Below are 13,117 nucleotides of genomic sequence, written 5' to 3'. Positions count from 1 at the left end.
CGTTCGCCCTGTGGATCGGCAGGATTATACTGCCCAAGCTGTCCTGCGAGCCGGTGACAGGCATAGACGACTTACAGGAGATGCGCACAATGCTGGCGGACCGGATCCAGGAATGGGGCGAAGAGTTCAAGCGTGAGGGCTTGCGCGAAGGCGAAGCGCAACTGTTGTTACGTCAGTTGCGCAGGCGATTCGGCGAACTGCCCGTTTGGGTTCAATCCCGGCTGCAGCAGGCGCCCTCCGAACAGCTGGAACGCTGGGGCGAGCGTCTGCTGGAGATCGACACGCTCGAGGCGCTGTTCGAGGATTGAGCGGTAGTTGGAGCAATCATCGCGATCATTGGTCGCCGAGGCGCGCGTCCTTGATGGGATTCTTCAACCACTTGAGAATGTCTTCGGCAATAGCGCCCTGGCAGCGATAGAGGACCGCGCAAGATCCTATGAAGCCGGCGCCGATGCCGCCCATCGAATTGCGGATCGCGAGGAAGTTGCCGATCTCCGCGCCGTTGTCGAACAGCTTGCCTCGCACTGCGACCTGTTTGCGGTGACCTACGAATGCGTTGCCCGAGGAGATGGCATTGGTGGTCTCGAGCGCGAGTACCTTGCCTGTCATGCCAGCAACGGCTGCCTCGTTCTCGCTGAGGCTGACCCCTGACTTCTCAGCCTTTTCTCGCAACAGCTTGATCTGCGATTCGGGCAGCCCGCATTCCTCGATGATGTTCTTGGCGATGAGCCCTTCATCCAGAAATGGGGCTGACTTGCTAATGAACACCGTGTCCGCGGGGGGTGACGCAGCGGCGGGAGCATCCTCAGCACCCGCGACGTGAGCCGCCAGTAGGGTCGATGCACAGATGCAGCGTAGCAATTGCTTCACGTTCATTCAGTGTCGATTCCGGTGAAGGTTCGTCGGAGAGCGGATCAAACAAAAGTCTAGCACCGCAGCCCTGCCGACAATGAATCCTTGTAACTCGTGATCCAGGCGTTCCCGGTGCGAGTGGCGAGGGCAATGTGTCAGCACATTTTGAACGGTGCGGCGATCTATGTTTCTTTGATGAATCGGCAGAAATGCCCGGGTTCCATTGGCTTTCTTGCCGCTACTCTGCAGCCGTGCCACGGAATGCGCCCGCATGCAGGGAACGGCCGCGAGCCATGGGAAATCACCACGACCATTCCTACAAGCTGCTGTTCTCGCATCCGCAAATGCTGCGCGATCTGCTCGAGGGATTCATCCGGCAGGACTGGCTTGGGCAGCTCGACTATGACTCGCTGGAGAAGGTGAACGGCAGTTACATCACTGATGATCTGCGCGCGCGTGCCGATGATGTCATCTGGCGCGTGCGTTGGGGCGAGCGGTGCGTATATCTCTATCTGCTGCTCGAGTTCCAGTCGAGGGAGGACCCGCACATGGCCGTGCGCATCCTCACCTACGTGGGATTGTTATATCAGGACCTGATCCACACGAAACAACTCGATCCGCATGGACGACTGCCGCCGGTACTGCCGATCGTGTTGTACAACGGTGGGGTCCGTTGGGGCGCTGCGCAGGATCTGACGTCACTGATCGAGCCGGGACCGCCGGGGTTGGAGATCTATCAACCACAGGCGCGCTATCTGCTCATTGATGAAGGGTGCTATCAAACCAGCGAGCTGCCGCTGTCCAACCTCGTGGCGGCGTTGTTTCGGTTGGAGAACAGCCGCAGTCGCGACGAGATCGATACCGATACCGTTTTAGCGGCGTTGGTGGAGTGGTTGCGGAGTCCGGAACAGCGGAGCCTCAGCCGGGCGTTCGCCCTGTGGATCGGCAGGATTATACTGCCCAAGCTGTCCTGCGAGCCGGTGACAGGCATAGACGACTTACAGGAGATGCGCACAATGCTGGCGGACCGGATCCAGGAATGGGGCGAAGAGTTCAAGCGTGAGGGCTTGCGCGAAGGCGAAGCGCAACTGTTGTTACGTCAGTTGCGCAGGCGATTCGGCGAACTGCCCGTTTGGGTTCAGCCCCGGCTGCAGCAGGCGCCCTCCGAACAGCTGGAACGCTGGGGCGAGCGTCTGCTGGAGGTCGACACGCTCGATGCGCTGTTCGAGGACTGAGTGAGCGCCGCGAGCTGCTGTATAGCGGTGTCGAAGCCGCTCAGCCTTCGAAGAACCCCATCTTCACACCTGCCAGCAAAATCACATCGTTATCCGCAAGCTTGCGAGCCTGCTCGCCGATGGCGGCGCCGTTGACGGAGGGGTAGTCGCCGGGCTTGCCGCTGTCGACGTGGACGATGAAGTAGCCGTCGGCGCGGCGGGTGATGGCGGCGACTTGCACGCCGGGGCGGCCCAGCGTGGTCAAAGCTTTGTTCAACTCCAGTTCGCGACCGGCGAAGGCGCCACTGAGCACTTGCAGCTTGGCCTTGGGCAAAGCGATGCCGGCATTTTCGCCGGTGGCGCTGGTGCCGCCGGGAGGCATGGGGCGCGTGAGAGGCGAGGGCGCGGAAGTGGAAACAGGCGTCGGCGCAGCCTTCGGCGCCGGAGCGGCGGCTGCAGCGGCGGAAGCTTTCTTCGCGGCGATCGCGGCCACGGCGGAGCCGGGCGTGATCACCATGGTCTTCTCGAATTCGTCGGGCTCGGTATCGGTGCTCTGAGTGTCGACGAAGCGCAGCTGATGATGACCGACGGTCACGACGTCGCCATGCTGAAGTGCATGTTTCTTGATCAGCTTGCCGTTGACGTAAGTGCCGTTGGTGCTGTTCAGATCTTCCAGGAACGAATCGTTGAGGATGTTGATCACCAGCGAGTGGTGACCGCTCACGGCCGGATTGTCGATGCGGATATCGTTATCGGGGAGGCGGCCGACGGTGTACCGCTCCTTATTCATGTTGTATTCGGCCATGACCTGACCGTCCAGGCTGAGGATCAACCGTGCCATTTGCTCGTCCCCGAAATGCGCATCAACGACCAGCGAGGCTAGCCGAACCAGCGCAGAATTCTGTCAACTACTCCCGTCCGCGCTGCGAACGAGTCCACAACTTGCGCAAGGATGATCGACACATTGTCGCGGCCGCCATTGTCGTTCGACAATTGAATCAATTGCTTAGCTACCGTTTCAAGGCTAGCACTAAAGGTGCTCATAGTTAAGTGAATGTCGTCATCCTCGACCATGTCCGACAGCCCGTCGGAGCACAGACAAAAGAAGTCGCCTTTGTCCACCGGCTGTTCATGCACCTCGACGTCGACTGTCGGCTCCACCCCGAGCGCCCGAGTCACGTAGTTCTTGTTGGTCGCCCGTTGCGCCTCGGCCTGGGAGTAGAAACCGCGATCGACCAGCTCCTGCAACAGCGAGTGATCCATGGTCATCTGCTCGAGGCGGTTGGCCCGCAGCCGGTACAGCCTCGAGTCGCCGACGTGGGCGATGGCCACTCGGTTGTCGAAGAACAGGCAGGCGACGATGGTGGTACCCATGCCTTCGCATTGCGGCTGGGTCTTGGCCGTCTGATAGATGATCTTGTTGGCGCGCGCGATCGAGTCGCGCAGCACGATGCTGGGCCGGGCCATGCCGGTCTCCGGATCGGAGGAGGTCATGTCCTGGTGCTCGACCGCTTCCTTGACCAGGCTCATCACCGTCTTCACGGCGATGCCGCTGGCCACCTCGCCGGCGTTGTAACCGCCCATGCCGTCGGCCAGCACGAACAGGCCGATATCGGCATCGACACCGATGGTGTCCTCATTGTGCTCACGCACGCGACCCACGTCGCTCAGTCCGACGGAGCGGATCTTGCCACGCACCTAAACGACCCTCCCTGGCGGCAGCGTTCCAGCCTTCATGGCAGCAACCACTCGTGTTCGGCCTGTGACGCGCTCTTCTCCGGCGGGCCGGCGACGGCGCGCAGGGCCATGGCCATCTCGGCGCAAGTCACGTAACGATCATCCGCTGATTTGGACAGCGCCCGATCGATGATGCTCTCGATCTCCGGCGCCAGGTCGGGGCGGATGGTGCGGATCGGCGCATGCGGCTCCGTGGCGATCTTCTGCATCAGCCGCGGCATCGAGTCGGCGCGGAACGGCAGTTGACCGCACAGCAGCTGATACAGGCTGACCCCCAACGCGAATTGATCGGAGCGACCGTCGAGCGTGCGCCCTTCCAGCTGTTCCGGTGACATGAATGAGGGTGTGCCCAGGACGATTCCGGTTTTGGTTCGGCTTGTATCGGTCAGGCGAGCGATTCCGAAGTCGGTGATCTTCAGTTCATCCGTCTCGGGATTGAACATTATATTAGCGGGTTTGATGTCGCGATGAACGACGTTCTGCCGGTGCGCATAGTGCAGAGCTTCGGCCACGCGGGCGACGAGCAGCATCACGCTTTTCGGCGGCAGCAGCTGCTTCACGTCGGTGTGGGTGCTCAGGTGATGGCCCCGCAGGTATTCCATGGCGATGTAGGCCAGGCCGTTGTCTTCGCCGGCATCGTAGACCGTAACGATGGCCGGGTGGTTCAGACGGCCCGCCATCTCCGCCTCGCGGAAGAAACGCGCTCGCGCTTCGGCCAGGTCGTCCTCCTCGAACTCCTCGGCCAGCGGAATCGCCTTGATGGCGACCACGCGATTGATCTTCGGATCGCGCCCCAGATAGACGATGCCCATGGCGCCCTTGCCGAGCTCGCGCTCGATCTCGTAGCGACCGAGCGTGCGCTTGGAGGAGGGCCGTCCGGGCAGGGGGAGCTCGGGCAGATCGGGCACGGTGGCTTCGTGATCGTTGAGGTCGAAGGCGGGCTGGCGCGAACGGATCGGCCGCGGCGGCTCGCGCTTCACCGGCGGGGCGGGCGGCGCTTCACGCAGGGCGGGCTCTGGCGCCAGGTCGTCGCGAACGAAAGGATCGCGAGACAGGCTTTCCCGAGGATTGGTTGCACGAGCGTGGCTCTCTCTGTGCGCAGGCTCGCGCGTCAGAGGCTCTTCGCGCACGCGCGCACGGCGCACTTTCAACTCGCGATAGTTGGGATCGCGTGTGGCGATGTATGCGTACACGGCCGATGCTTTCGATAGCTGTGCCCGGCGCTCGAAGTCCATGCCGAGGTTATAGAGCAGCTCCATGGTCGGCGCATCCAGCGCGCACCGTTGATATGTTTCAAACGCCAGATCCAGTTGCCCCTGCCGATGAAACGTCTGTCCCAGCGAGCGCAGATTGGCGCCGGGATCGCGCGCGCCTTCGGTCCGAATGTTGGCGCGGCGAATCAGCTCGCCGACCAGATACAAGCCGTAACCTGCGATCAGCGCCACACAGGGCAGCGTCAGATGCAGCCAGGTCTGAGAGGATCGCAGCACGATGATCTCGCTGCCAGCCAGCAACACCACGAACAACAACGTGGTCATTCCACCGATCGTGGCGCCCAGTGCGGGCAACAGCAGGGCGCAGAACAACAGCACGAGCGCGACCACGCTCCATTCCACGAACGGAGCATACGAGGGCCGCTTATACATCTGACTGTTGAGCGAGCTCGACACGGCGCTGGCGATCGCCACTACCGGCGGCGTCGCTTTGCTCACCGGCGTGGCGATGGCGTCGTCCACCGAATCGCTGTTCATCAGGCCGATCAATACCACTTTGTCGCGCAGCTGACCCTTCGGCACGCCGCCAGCGAGCACCTGCCAGTAGGGATATTGCTGAAATGCCTGCACGCCACTCGCTGCGAAATACCGGGGCCGACTGTGCAGATTGGAATCCAGCGGCGTCCGGCGAGTTCCCAGCGTCATGGCATTGCTGGAATGGAATGCCATGTCGTTTGGGGCCACGCCGAGCGCACGGCTTGTGATGACCGCGGCGAGCGAGGGCACGAGACCGCTGCCGGCGCGCACGGCGGCAAGGTCGGTGCGGACCACGCCGTCGGAGTCCGCTTGTATATGTGTGTGACCGATGCCGCCGGCTTCGGCGAGGAACACCGGCCCGGGCAACATAGCAATCTCAGCCGTAGCGACGCGGCTCAACACGGAAGGATCGGCGCCCGGTGAGAAGCGCGCCGGAATCTGACCGCCATCGGTGGCGTTCTCGTTGAGGCGGATATGAACCGGCAGCACGACGTTGCCGTGCGAGGCCATCGCTTTGGCGAGATGCGCATCCGGATCGCGGCCCGTGGCGGAATTGCCCAGCAGCCTGCGCAGCTGGCGTGCTTGATCGGAGTTGCCGAGATTGCTGGACTCGAGCAGTGCGAGCGCAGCACGCACTTTTTCACGCTCGCTGGTGCGACGGGCGGTGTCGAACGGAACGGTGAAGGCGACCACGCGCGCGCCTTCGGCTTTGAGCTTGTCGATGAGGCTGGCGTGCACATCGCGCGGCCATGGCCATTCACCGAGCTGCGCCAGGCTGGCATCGTCGATGGCCACGATGGCCACTTCGCGCGACGGGGGGACTTCAACCGAGTTCATCATCCGGTCGTACACACCCGTTTCCAGCGGTAGCTCGGTGGGCGGGGCGACCCAGTGGCCCACGGCAACGGCCAGAGCTGCAGCCAGCCCGCCGGGAAGCCAGGAGAATCGCGCCAGTTTTGCCGCCACGAATTGGGTACCACTGAAATTTGCGGCGCGAGTATAGCGAAGGACGATAGGTTAAATTGCCGGGGCCGTCACACCCGTGATGGCCCCATAAGGCGGCAATCCCGGCCTGGAGCAAAGTCCGGCGCGCGATACTGCCGACCGGTTCACATCTTCTCGGAAGACCCGTCCCGACGCCCCGTATGGCTAAAACCAAGGAAATTTTTGTCTGCGAACAATGCGGCAACGAGAGCCTGCAGTGGCAGGGCATCTGCCCCTCCTGCGGCTCGGCGGACACGCTCAAGCGGATGACGATCGGCCGCGGCTCGCGCACCAATGCGGAGCGTCGGCCGCTCGCAGCCGGCAGCGATCGACCGAAGCGTCTCGCGGATGTCACCGAAGCGAGCGAGCCGCGCATCGCGACTGGCTTGGAGGAGCTCGATCGCGTGCTCGGCGGCGGGTTGGTGTTGGGCTCGGTGACCCTGCTTGGCGGCGATCCCGGCATTGGCAAGTCGACCATGTTGTTGCAAGCAGGCGATGCGTTGAGCCGCGCGACCTCCACCCTGTATGTCACAGGCGAAGAATCGTTGCGCCAGGTGAGCTTGCGAGCGCGGCGGCTCGAAGTCGTGAGCGATACGTTACAGCTGCTCGCAGAGACCAACGTCGAAACCATCATCGGTCACGCCGAGCAATCCGGAGCACGCGTGCTGGTCATCGACTCGATTCAAACGATGTTCGTCAACGATGTCGACTCATCGCCCGGCTCGGCCTCGCAGGTGCGCGAGGCGGCGGCGGCGCTGGTTCGCTTTGCTAAGTCCTCGGGTGTGTCGGTGCTGATCATCGGCCACGTCACCAAGGAAGGCGTGATCGCCGGCCCCCGCATCCTGGAGCACATGGTGGACACGGTGTTGTATTTCGAAAGCGACGCCGGCAGTCGCTTCCGCCTGGTGCGCGCGGTGAAGAACCGCTTCGGCGCGGCGAATGAAGTCGGCGTGTTCGCGATGACGGAAGGCGGACTGCGCGAGGTGAAAAATCCCTCGGCCATCTTTCTGTCACAACATCCGCAGCCGGTTCCCGGCAGTGCCGTGATGGTGGCGCGTGAAGGCAGCCGACCGATGCTGATCGAAGTGCAATCGCTTACTGACGAAGCACAAGGCATGAATCCACGGCGCGTCGCCGTCGGCCTGGAAGCAAATCGGCTCGCGCTGCTGCTTGCAGTTCTGCATCGACACGGCGGCGTGTCGACCGCCGGTCGCGACGTGTTCTTGAACGTCGTGGGCGGCGTGCGCATTTCGGAGACGGCCGCCGATTTGCCGGCGGTGCTCGCATCGGTTTCCAGCGTGCGCGATCTGCCGTTGGCGCCGCGACTCGTTTGTTTCGGCGAGTTGGGCCTGGCCGGCGAGGTGCGGCCGGTGCCCTATGGCGAGGAGCGATTGCGGGAGGCCGCCAAACATGGCTTCCAGCGCGCCATCGTGCCGGAAGCCAACAAGCCCAGGCGTGAGATCGACGGCTTGGAAGTGATCGGCGTGGAGCGCCTCGACGAGGCGTTACGCAACGCCTTTTGAGGCCGGCTCTTCCAGCTGCAGCCCGATGGGGCGCACGCGCGCGGTCTTCACCGAGTTGTCGGCAGTCTGCAGAATCTCCACCGACAGGTTGCCCAGCTTCAGACCGGTGCCCGGATGCGGAATCGTTTCGAGATATTCCAGGATCAGGCCGTTCAAGGTGCGCGGGCCATCGGTGGGCAGGTCCCAGCCGAGGGTGCGATTGAGCACGCGGATGCTGATCGCGCCGTTGATGACGAAACTGCCATCGGCGTCGCGATGAATGTCCTGATGTAACGCACCCGGCGCGCTGGTGAACTCACCGACCACTTCCTCGAGAATGTCCTCGAGCGTGACCAAGCCGCGTATGTCGCCGTACTCATCGACCACCAGAGCGATACGCCGACGATCGCGCTGGAAGTTCAGTAGCTGGGCGCTCAGCGTCGTGCCCTCCGGAACGAAGTAGCCTTCGCGCTCGCGAGCCAGTTGTAACAACCGGTCGCGATTCAGGTCGCTGCGCGCCAGCGCGTGCGCGACCTTTTTCATGTGCAGGATGCCGATGATGTTGTCGAGGTTGTTGTCGCACACCGGCAGTCGCGTGTGCGGCGTCGAGCGCAGCGTATCGAGAATGGTGTCCCAGTCGTCGCTGATGTCGATGCTGGCGATCTCGCTGCGCGGGATCATGATGTCGTCGACCTTCATCGTATCGAGGTCGAGCAGCTTGTCAGTGAGGCGCCCGCGTGGATTGTCGGCCGGCCATCTGGGACGTTCGCTGCTGCGTTGTTTCTTTCGTTGCGTCGTGGGCGCGCGCGACAGCGCCTGGCCCAAGACAAATCCGACCACCGCGGCCAGAATCACCGCGAGCACCACCCAGACATTCATCTGCTCGATCTCATTGCGCGCTCACGAGCTCGCTGCTGATTTTTCCGGAGTTAGCCTCAATATCTAACCCCAGTGTCGACCCAGAATGGATTCGAGCACGATCTTGGAACCGAAATAGGCCAGGCCCAGCAGAGCAAAGCCACTCAAGGTCCAATTGCGCGCCACGCGGCCGCGCCAGCCGAAACGCCAGCGACCGAACAACAACACCGCGAACACCACCCAAGCCAGACACGACAGCACCGTCTTGTGAATGAGGTGCTGCGCGAACAGATCGCGCACGAAAATGAAGCCGCTGAACAGCGCCAGCGTCAGCACCGCGAAGCCCGCGCCGAGCGCCTGGAAGGTCGCGGACTCCAGCGCTTCCATCGACGGCAGAATGGTCAGCATGCCCAGCGGCCGCCGGCTGCGCAGGCGGCGATCGAGCAGCGCCAGCGCGACCGCCAGCGCCACGGCGATGGTCAGCAGCGCGTAGGCCAGCGTTGAAAGCACGATGTGAGCCGCAATCTCCCAGCTTTGCTGGTCCAGTGCGTAGCCAGGCTTGCCTTCAACAGTGGTGGCGGCGACCACGCCGGCGACGGTCATGAGGATGGAGCTGATGCCGGCGAAGCGCGGCCGTGTCGTAGTCAGAGCCAGCGCGAGCAGGCCGGTGGGCCAGCCGATCAGCGATGCGGTCTCCGCCGCGGTGAAGGCGAGCTCGGGCTTGTCGAACACGTTTTGCCAGAGCAGCACGGCATGCAGCGCGGCTGCCATCGCGCCCAGCGCGATGCCGGCGATGCGACGGCCGCGGGCGGCATTCTCATCGGCGCGGTAGACGCTCGAGGCGAGCCATGCTGCGCATGCCAAATAGCAGGCGAGAACGACGATGGACAGCACTGAGGTGGGGCGACTCAGATAAGGATGACGCCCCTAGGATAGCGGATCGCCTAAACTAAGGCCTAACAACTCCCATTTGCTTGCCGGACCCTGGTACCCATGTTCGATAAACTGACTGAACGCCTGCAAGGCGTCATGGAGAGCCTGCGCGGTCGCGGGCGACTGACCGAGGAGAACATTGCCGACACCCTGCGCCAGGTGCGCATGGCGCTGCTCGAGGCGGACGTCGCCTTGCCGGTGGTGAAAGGCTTCGTCGACTCGATCCGCGCCAAGGTGGTGGGGCAGGAATTCGATAAGAGCCTGACCCCCGGGCAGATGTTGATCAAGCTCATCCATGACGAGCTGATCGCCCTGATGGGCGCGGGAGTGCGTCCGCTGAACCTGCGCGCCCAGCCACCGGTGGTCATTCTGCTGGCCGGCCTGCAGGGCGCGGGCAAGACCACCTCGGCCGGCAAGCTCGCCAAGTGGTTGAAAGAAAACGAGCGCAAGAAGGTGCTGCTCGCCAGCACCGACGTTTATCGTCCGGCCGCCATCCTGCAGCTGGAACGCCTCGCCTCGCAGCTGGACGTGGCGTTCTTTCCGTCCGATCCCAAGAAGCCGGCGGTGACTCTGGCGCAGGAAGCCGTGGCCGAGGCGAAACGCTCGCTCTTCGATGTGCTGATCGTCGACACCGCCGGCCGCCTGCACGTCGACGACGAGATGATGGTCGAGATCCGCGAGATCAGCGGCGTCGTTGCTCCGACCGAAACGCTGTTCGTGGTCGATAGCATGGCCGGCCAGGACGCCGTGAACGCCGCCAAGGCGTTCGGGGCTGCGCTGACTCTGACCGGCGTGGTGCTCACCAAGACCGACGGCGACGCACGCGGTGGCGCGGCCTTGTCGGTGCGGCAGATCACCGGCGCGCCCATCCTGTTCATGGGCACCGGCGAGAAGACCGATGCGCTCGAGCCGTTTCATGCCGAGCGCGTCGCCTCGCGCATTCTCGGCATGGGCGACGTGTTGTCGCTGGTCGAGAAGGTCACCAAGAACGTCGATCGCGAGCAGGCGGAGAAGCTGGCTCGCAAGCTCAAGAAGGGCAAGGACTTCGATCTCGAGGATTTGCACGACCAGTTGCAGCAGGTCGAGAAGATGGGCGGCCTGAGCGCGCTCATGGACAAACTGCCCGCGCAACTGGCTGGCAAGGCCGCGCAGATGCCCCAGGGCAACGAGAAGGAGATCAAGCGCCAGTTGGCCATGATCCGCTCGATGACTCCCGGCGAGCGTCGCTATCCCAAGACCATCGACGCGTCCCGCAAGCGACGCATCGCCGCCGGGTCGGGGGTGCATGTGTCGGAGATCAACAAGCTGCTGAAGAACCACATGCAGATGCAGAAGATGATGAAGACGTTCTCCAAGGGCGGCGGCCTGCGCAGGCTGATGAGCGCCTTCGGCGGTGGCGGGGGCGGTTTCCCTCGACCTCAGTAAGGATTTTCGGGCCGCAGGGCGCGGCTATGAGGCCTTCGGCCGTGTACTACAGCGACATCGGTGACTTCGGCGACTCGCCGGGTCAGCTTGACCGGGCGCTTAGGGCCTTTGAAAACTCCCTGGTTTTCAGTATAGTTCGCGCCCTTTTCCGGGAGCCCCGTTCCCGGACGCCCGGCTATACGTATTGAATTCGAGGCTTTAGCAGCATGGTCACGATCCGGCTCACTCGCCGTGGGGCAAAGAAGACGCCCTTCTATCACATCGTCGTCACGGACAGCCGGACGCGTCAGGGCGGCATGACCCTGGAGCAGCTCGGCTTTTTCAACCCGATTCCGACCGGCAAGCAGCGCCGCCTGGAGTTGAAGCTGGATCGCGTCGACTACTGGGTCAGCAAGGGCGCTAAGCCGTCCGAGCGCGTGGCCGAGCTGGTCAAGACGCATCGCAAGCAGCAGGCCGCTGCGGCCTGATAGGCCGTTCCGCGCCGCCCGAGCGCGCGACGTGACTGCGAAGAGCAAGCATGAGCGACGAGGGCGACAGGCGGATCGATGAGGCGGGGGCGCAGGCCGCCGCCGACCGCTGGGTGGTGCTGGGCAAGATCGGCAGCCCATTCGGCGTGCAGGGTTGGGTTCGGATCACTTCGTACACCGACCCGCTCGACAACATTCTGGACTACGACCGCTGGCACCTGCTTCGGGCCGGGCAGTGGGAAGCGGTCGAGGTCGAAGACGGGCGCATGAATGCCAAAGGGGTGCTGGCCAAGCTGGCCGGCATCGACTCTCCGGAAGACGCGCGGTTGCAGGTGGGCGTGGAGATCGCCGTCCGCCGCAGCGAGCTGCCGCCAACCGCGCCCGGTGAGTATTACTGGAGCGATCTGGAAGGGCTGGAAGCGCTGACCCCGGGCGGTGAATCGCTGGGTCGGGTGGATCACTTCCGCAGCACGCCGGGTGGCGCCATCGCGGTGGTCCGGGGCGCCAGGGAACACTGGATCCCGTTGGTGAAGGACCGGATCGTCAAGGTGGACCTCGCGGCCGGGCGCATCGTGCTCGACTGGGGTGTGGACTGGCTGGACGATTGAGCGGAAGCAGATGCGCATCGAAGTGGTGACGCTGTTCCCGGAGTTCGTCGCCGAAGCAGTTCGAGTGGGTGTTCTGGGTCGCGCCATCGAGCGCGGCACGGTGGTGGTGAATGCCACCACACCGCGCGAGTTCGCGACCGACGTGCATAAGACCGTCGACGACCGCCCCTACGGTGGCGGGCCGGGGATGGTGTTGAAGATCGAGCCGGCGCGCACCTCGATACGAGCCGCGAAGGCGCGATTGCCAGAGGGTAGTCGCAGCGTGTATCTCGCCGCCGACGGGGCGCCGCTGAGTCACGCGAAGGCGCAGGAGCTGGCGAAGCTGCCGGGCCTGTTGTTGCTGGCAGGGCGCTACGAAGGCGTCGACGAGCGACTGATCGAGTCGGAAATCGACGAGAGCGTGTCCATCGGCGACTACGTCTTATCGGGTGGCGAGCTGCCCGCGCTGGTGTTGATCGACGCGGTGGTCCGGCTGTTGCCCGGTGTGCTGGGCGATGAGGCCTCGGCACAAGAGGACTCGTTCGTCGCCGGACTGCTCGACTGGCCGCATTACACGCGGCCGGAAGTATTCGAGGGGCAGGCGGTGCCTGCGGTGCTGGTCGGCGGCAATCATGCCGCGATCCGGCGCTGGCGCGAGCAGCAGGCGCTCGGCCGCACCTGGCTGCGACGGCCGGACTTGATCGAGAAACTGGCGCTGACGCCTGAGCAGCAGCGCTTATTGCAAGAGTTTTTGGCGGAGCGCCCGGCGTCTTAGCGGGTCTTCGCTGCCGGTTTGAATACGGATGG

The 13,117-nt window shown here is 63.6% G+C and carries 13 protein-coding genes; 7 read left to right on the top strand and 6 right to left on the bottom strand.

Annotated features, from left to right (window positions below):
• On the top strand, positions 1-308 hold a 308-nt coding region (locus JM946_RS20500; protein ID WP_218043012.1), incomplete at its 5' end, for a DUF4351 domain-containing protein.
• A gap of 25 nt (positions 309-333) precedes the next feature.
• Here the strand turns inward: JM946_RS20500 and JM946_RS20495 are convergent.
• Entirely contained in the window at positions 334-876 is a 543-nt protein-coding gene (locus tag JM946_RS20495; RefSeq protein WP_203169224.1) for a hypothetical protein, read from the bottom strand.
• Between the two features lie 269 nt (positions 877-1,145).
• Between JM946_RS20495 and JM946_RS20490 the strand changes: the two genes are divergently transcribed.
• A complete protein-coding gene (locus JM946_RS20490) occupies positions 1,146-2,087 on the top strand; it encodes an Rpn family recombination-promoting nuclease/putative transposase (protein WP_203169223.1) in 942 nt (313 codons plus the stop codon).
• A gap of 40 nt (positions 2,088-2,127) precedes the next feature.
• Here the strand turns inward: JM946_RS20490 and JM946_RS20485 are convergent, their stop codons facing one another.
• From JM946_RS20485 to JM946_RS30580, 3 genes are read right to left on the bottom strand one after another with little or no spacing between them, the layout of a single operon-like run.
• On the bottom strand, positions 2,128-2,907 hold the full coding sequence (locus tag JM946_RS20485) for an FHA domain-containing protein (protein WP_203169222.1): 780 nt from the start codon (positions 2,905-2,907) through the stop codon (positions 2,128-2,130).
• Between the two features lie 38 nt (positions 2,908-2,945).
• The gene (locus JM946_RS20480; protein WP_203169221.1) at positions 2,946-3,764 is read right to left on the bottom strand and encodes a Stp1/IreP family PP2C-type Ser/Thr phosphatase; all 819 of its coding nucleotides are present in this window, start codon (positions 3,762-3,764) and stop codon (positions 2,946-2,948) included.
• Positions 3,765-3,799: 35 nt separating this feature from the next.
• Positions 3,800-6,520 (bottom strand): CHASE2 domain-containing serine/threonine-protein kinase, encoded by a 2,721-nt coding sequence (locus tag JM946_RS30580; RefSeq protein ID WP_322110958.1) that lies wholly within the window; start codon positions 6,518-6,520, stop codon positions 3,800-3,802.
• Positions 6,521-6,699: 179 nt separating this feature from the next.
• Here JM946_RS30580 and radA point away from each other — a divergent pair, with 179 nt between their 5' ends.
• Entirely contained in the window at positions 6,700-8,061 is a 1,362-nt protein-coding gene (radA, locus tag JM946_RS20470) for a DNA repair protein RadA (protein WP_203169220.1), read from the top strand.
• On the opposite strand, the gene JM946_RS20465 is transcribed toward radA, so the two are convergent.
• Together JM946_RS20465 and JM946_RS20460 are read right to left on the bottom strand one after the other, a co-directional pair.
• Positions 8,044-8,919 (bottom strand): transporter associated domain-containing protein, encoded by an 876-nt coding sequence (locus tag JM946_RS20465; protein WP_203169219.1) that lies wholly within the window; start codon positions 8,917-8,919, stop codon positions 8,044-8,046. The two genes, radA and JM946_RS20465, sit on opposite strands and share 18 nt — an antisense overlap.
• Before the next feature lie 63 nt (positions 8,920-8,982).
• Entirely contained in the window at positions 8,983-9,762 is a 780-nt protein-coding gene (locus tag JM946_RS20460) for a cytochrome C assembly family protein (protein ID WP_218043010.1), read from the bottom strand.
• 129 nt (positions 9,763-9,891) lie between these two features.
• On the opposite strand from JM946_RS20460, the gene ffh reads away from it, so the two are divergent.
• The 4 genes from ffh (at position 9,892) to trmD (ending at position 13,085) form a co-directional block, all read left to right on the top strand.
• On the top strand, positions 9,892-11,256 hold the full coding sequence (ffh, locus tag JM946_RS20455; protein WP_203169217.1) for a signal recognition particle protein: 1,365 nt from the start codon (positions 9,892-9,894) through the stop codon (positions 11,254-11,256).
• 206 nt (positions 11,257-11,462) lie between these two features.
• Positions 11,463-11,723 carry a 30S ribosomal protein S16 gene (rpsP, locus tag JM946_RS20450; protein ID WP_203169216.1) on the top strand — a complete coding sequence of 87 codons (261 nt, stop codon included), beginning with the start codon at positions 11,463-11,465 and terminating at the stop codon, positions 11,721-11,723.
• A gap of 50 nt (positions 11,724-11,773) precedes the next feature.
• A complete protein-coding gene (gene rimM, locus JM946_RS20445) occupies positions 11,774-12,331 on the top strand; it encodes a ribosome maturation factor RimM (protein ID WP_203169215.1) in 558 nt (185 codons plus the stop codon).
• Between the two features lie 10 nt (positions 12,332-12,341).
• On the top strand, positions 12,342-13,085 hold the full coding sequence (gene trmD / locus JM946_RS20440; protein ID WP_203169214.1) for a tRNA (guanosine(37)-N1)-methyltransferase TrmD: 744 nt from the start codon (positions 12,342-12,344) through the stop codon (positions 13,083-13,085).
• Positions 13,086-13,117: the final 32 nt, after the last annotated feature.

Source organism: Steroidobacter gossypii, from assembly GCF_016801985.1.
Taxonomy (GTDB): domain Bacteria; phylum Pseudomonadota; class Gammaproteobacteria; order Steroidobacterales; family Steroidobacteraceae; genus Steroidobacter; species Steroidobacter gossypii.
The sequence above is the reverse complement of the archived record's forward strand: the minus strand, read 5'-3'. Positions and strand labels throughout refer to the sequence as shown.

Coding starts and splice junctions, on each gene's coding strand:
- JM946_RS20485 (WP_203169222.1), bottom strand. CDS start 2,907: ATGGCACGGTTGATCCTCAGCCTGGACGGTCAGGTCATGGCCGAATAC.
- radA (WP_203169220.1), top strand. CDS start 6,700: ATGGCTAAAACCAAGGAAATTTTTGTCTGCGAACAATGCGGCAACGAG.
- JM946_RS20490 (WP_203169223.1), top strand. CDS start 1,146: ATGGGAAATCACCACGACCATTCCTACAAGCTGCTGTTCTCGCATCCG.
- rpsP (WP_203169216.1), top strand. CDS start 11,463: ATGGTCACGATCCGGCTCACTCGCCGTGGGGCAAAGAAGACGCCCTTC.
- ffh (WP_203169217.1), top strand. CDS start 9,892: ATGTTCGATAAACTGACTGAACGCCTGCAAGGCGTCATGGAGAGCCTG.
- rimM (WP_203169215.1), top strand. CDS start 11,774: ATGAGCGACGAGGGCGACAGGCGGATCGATGAGGCGGGGGCGCAGGCC.
- JM946_RS20465 (WP_203169219.1), bottom strand. CDS start 8,919: ATGAATGTCTGGGTGGTGCTCGCGGTGATTCTGGCCGCGGTGGTCGGA.
- JM946_RS20495 (WP_203169224.1), bottom strand. CDS start 876: ATGAACGTGAAGCAATTGCTACGCTGCATCTGTGCATCGACCCTACTG.
- trmD (WP_203169214.1), top strand. CDS start 12,342: ATGCGCATCGAAGTGGTGACGCTGTTCCCGGAGTTCGTCGCCGAAGCA.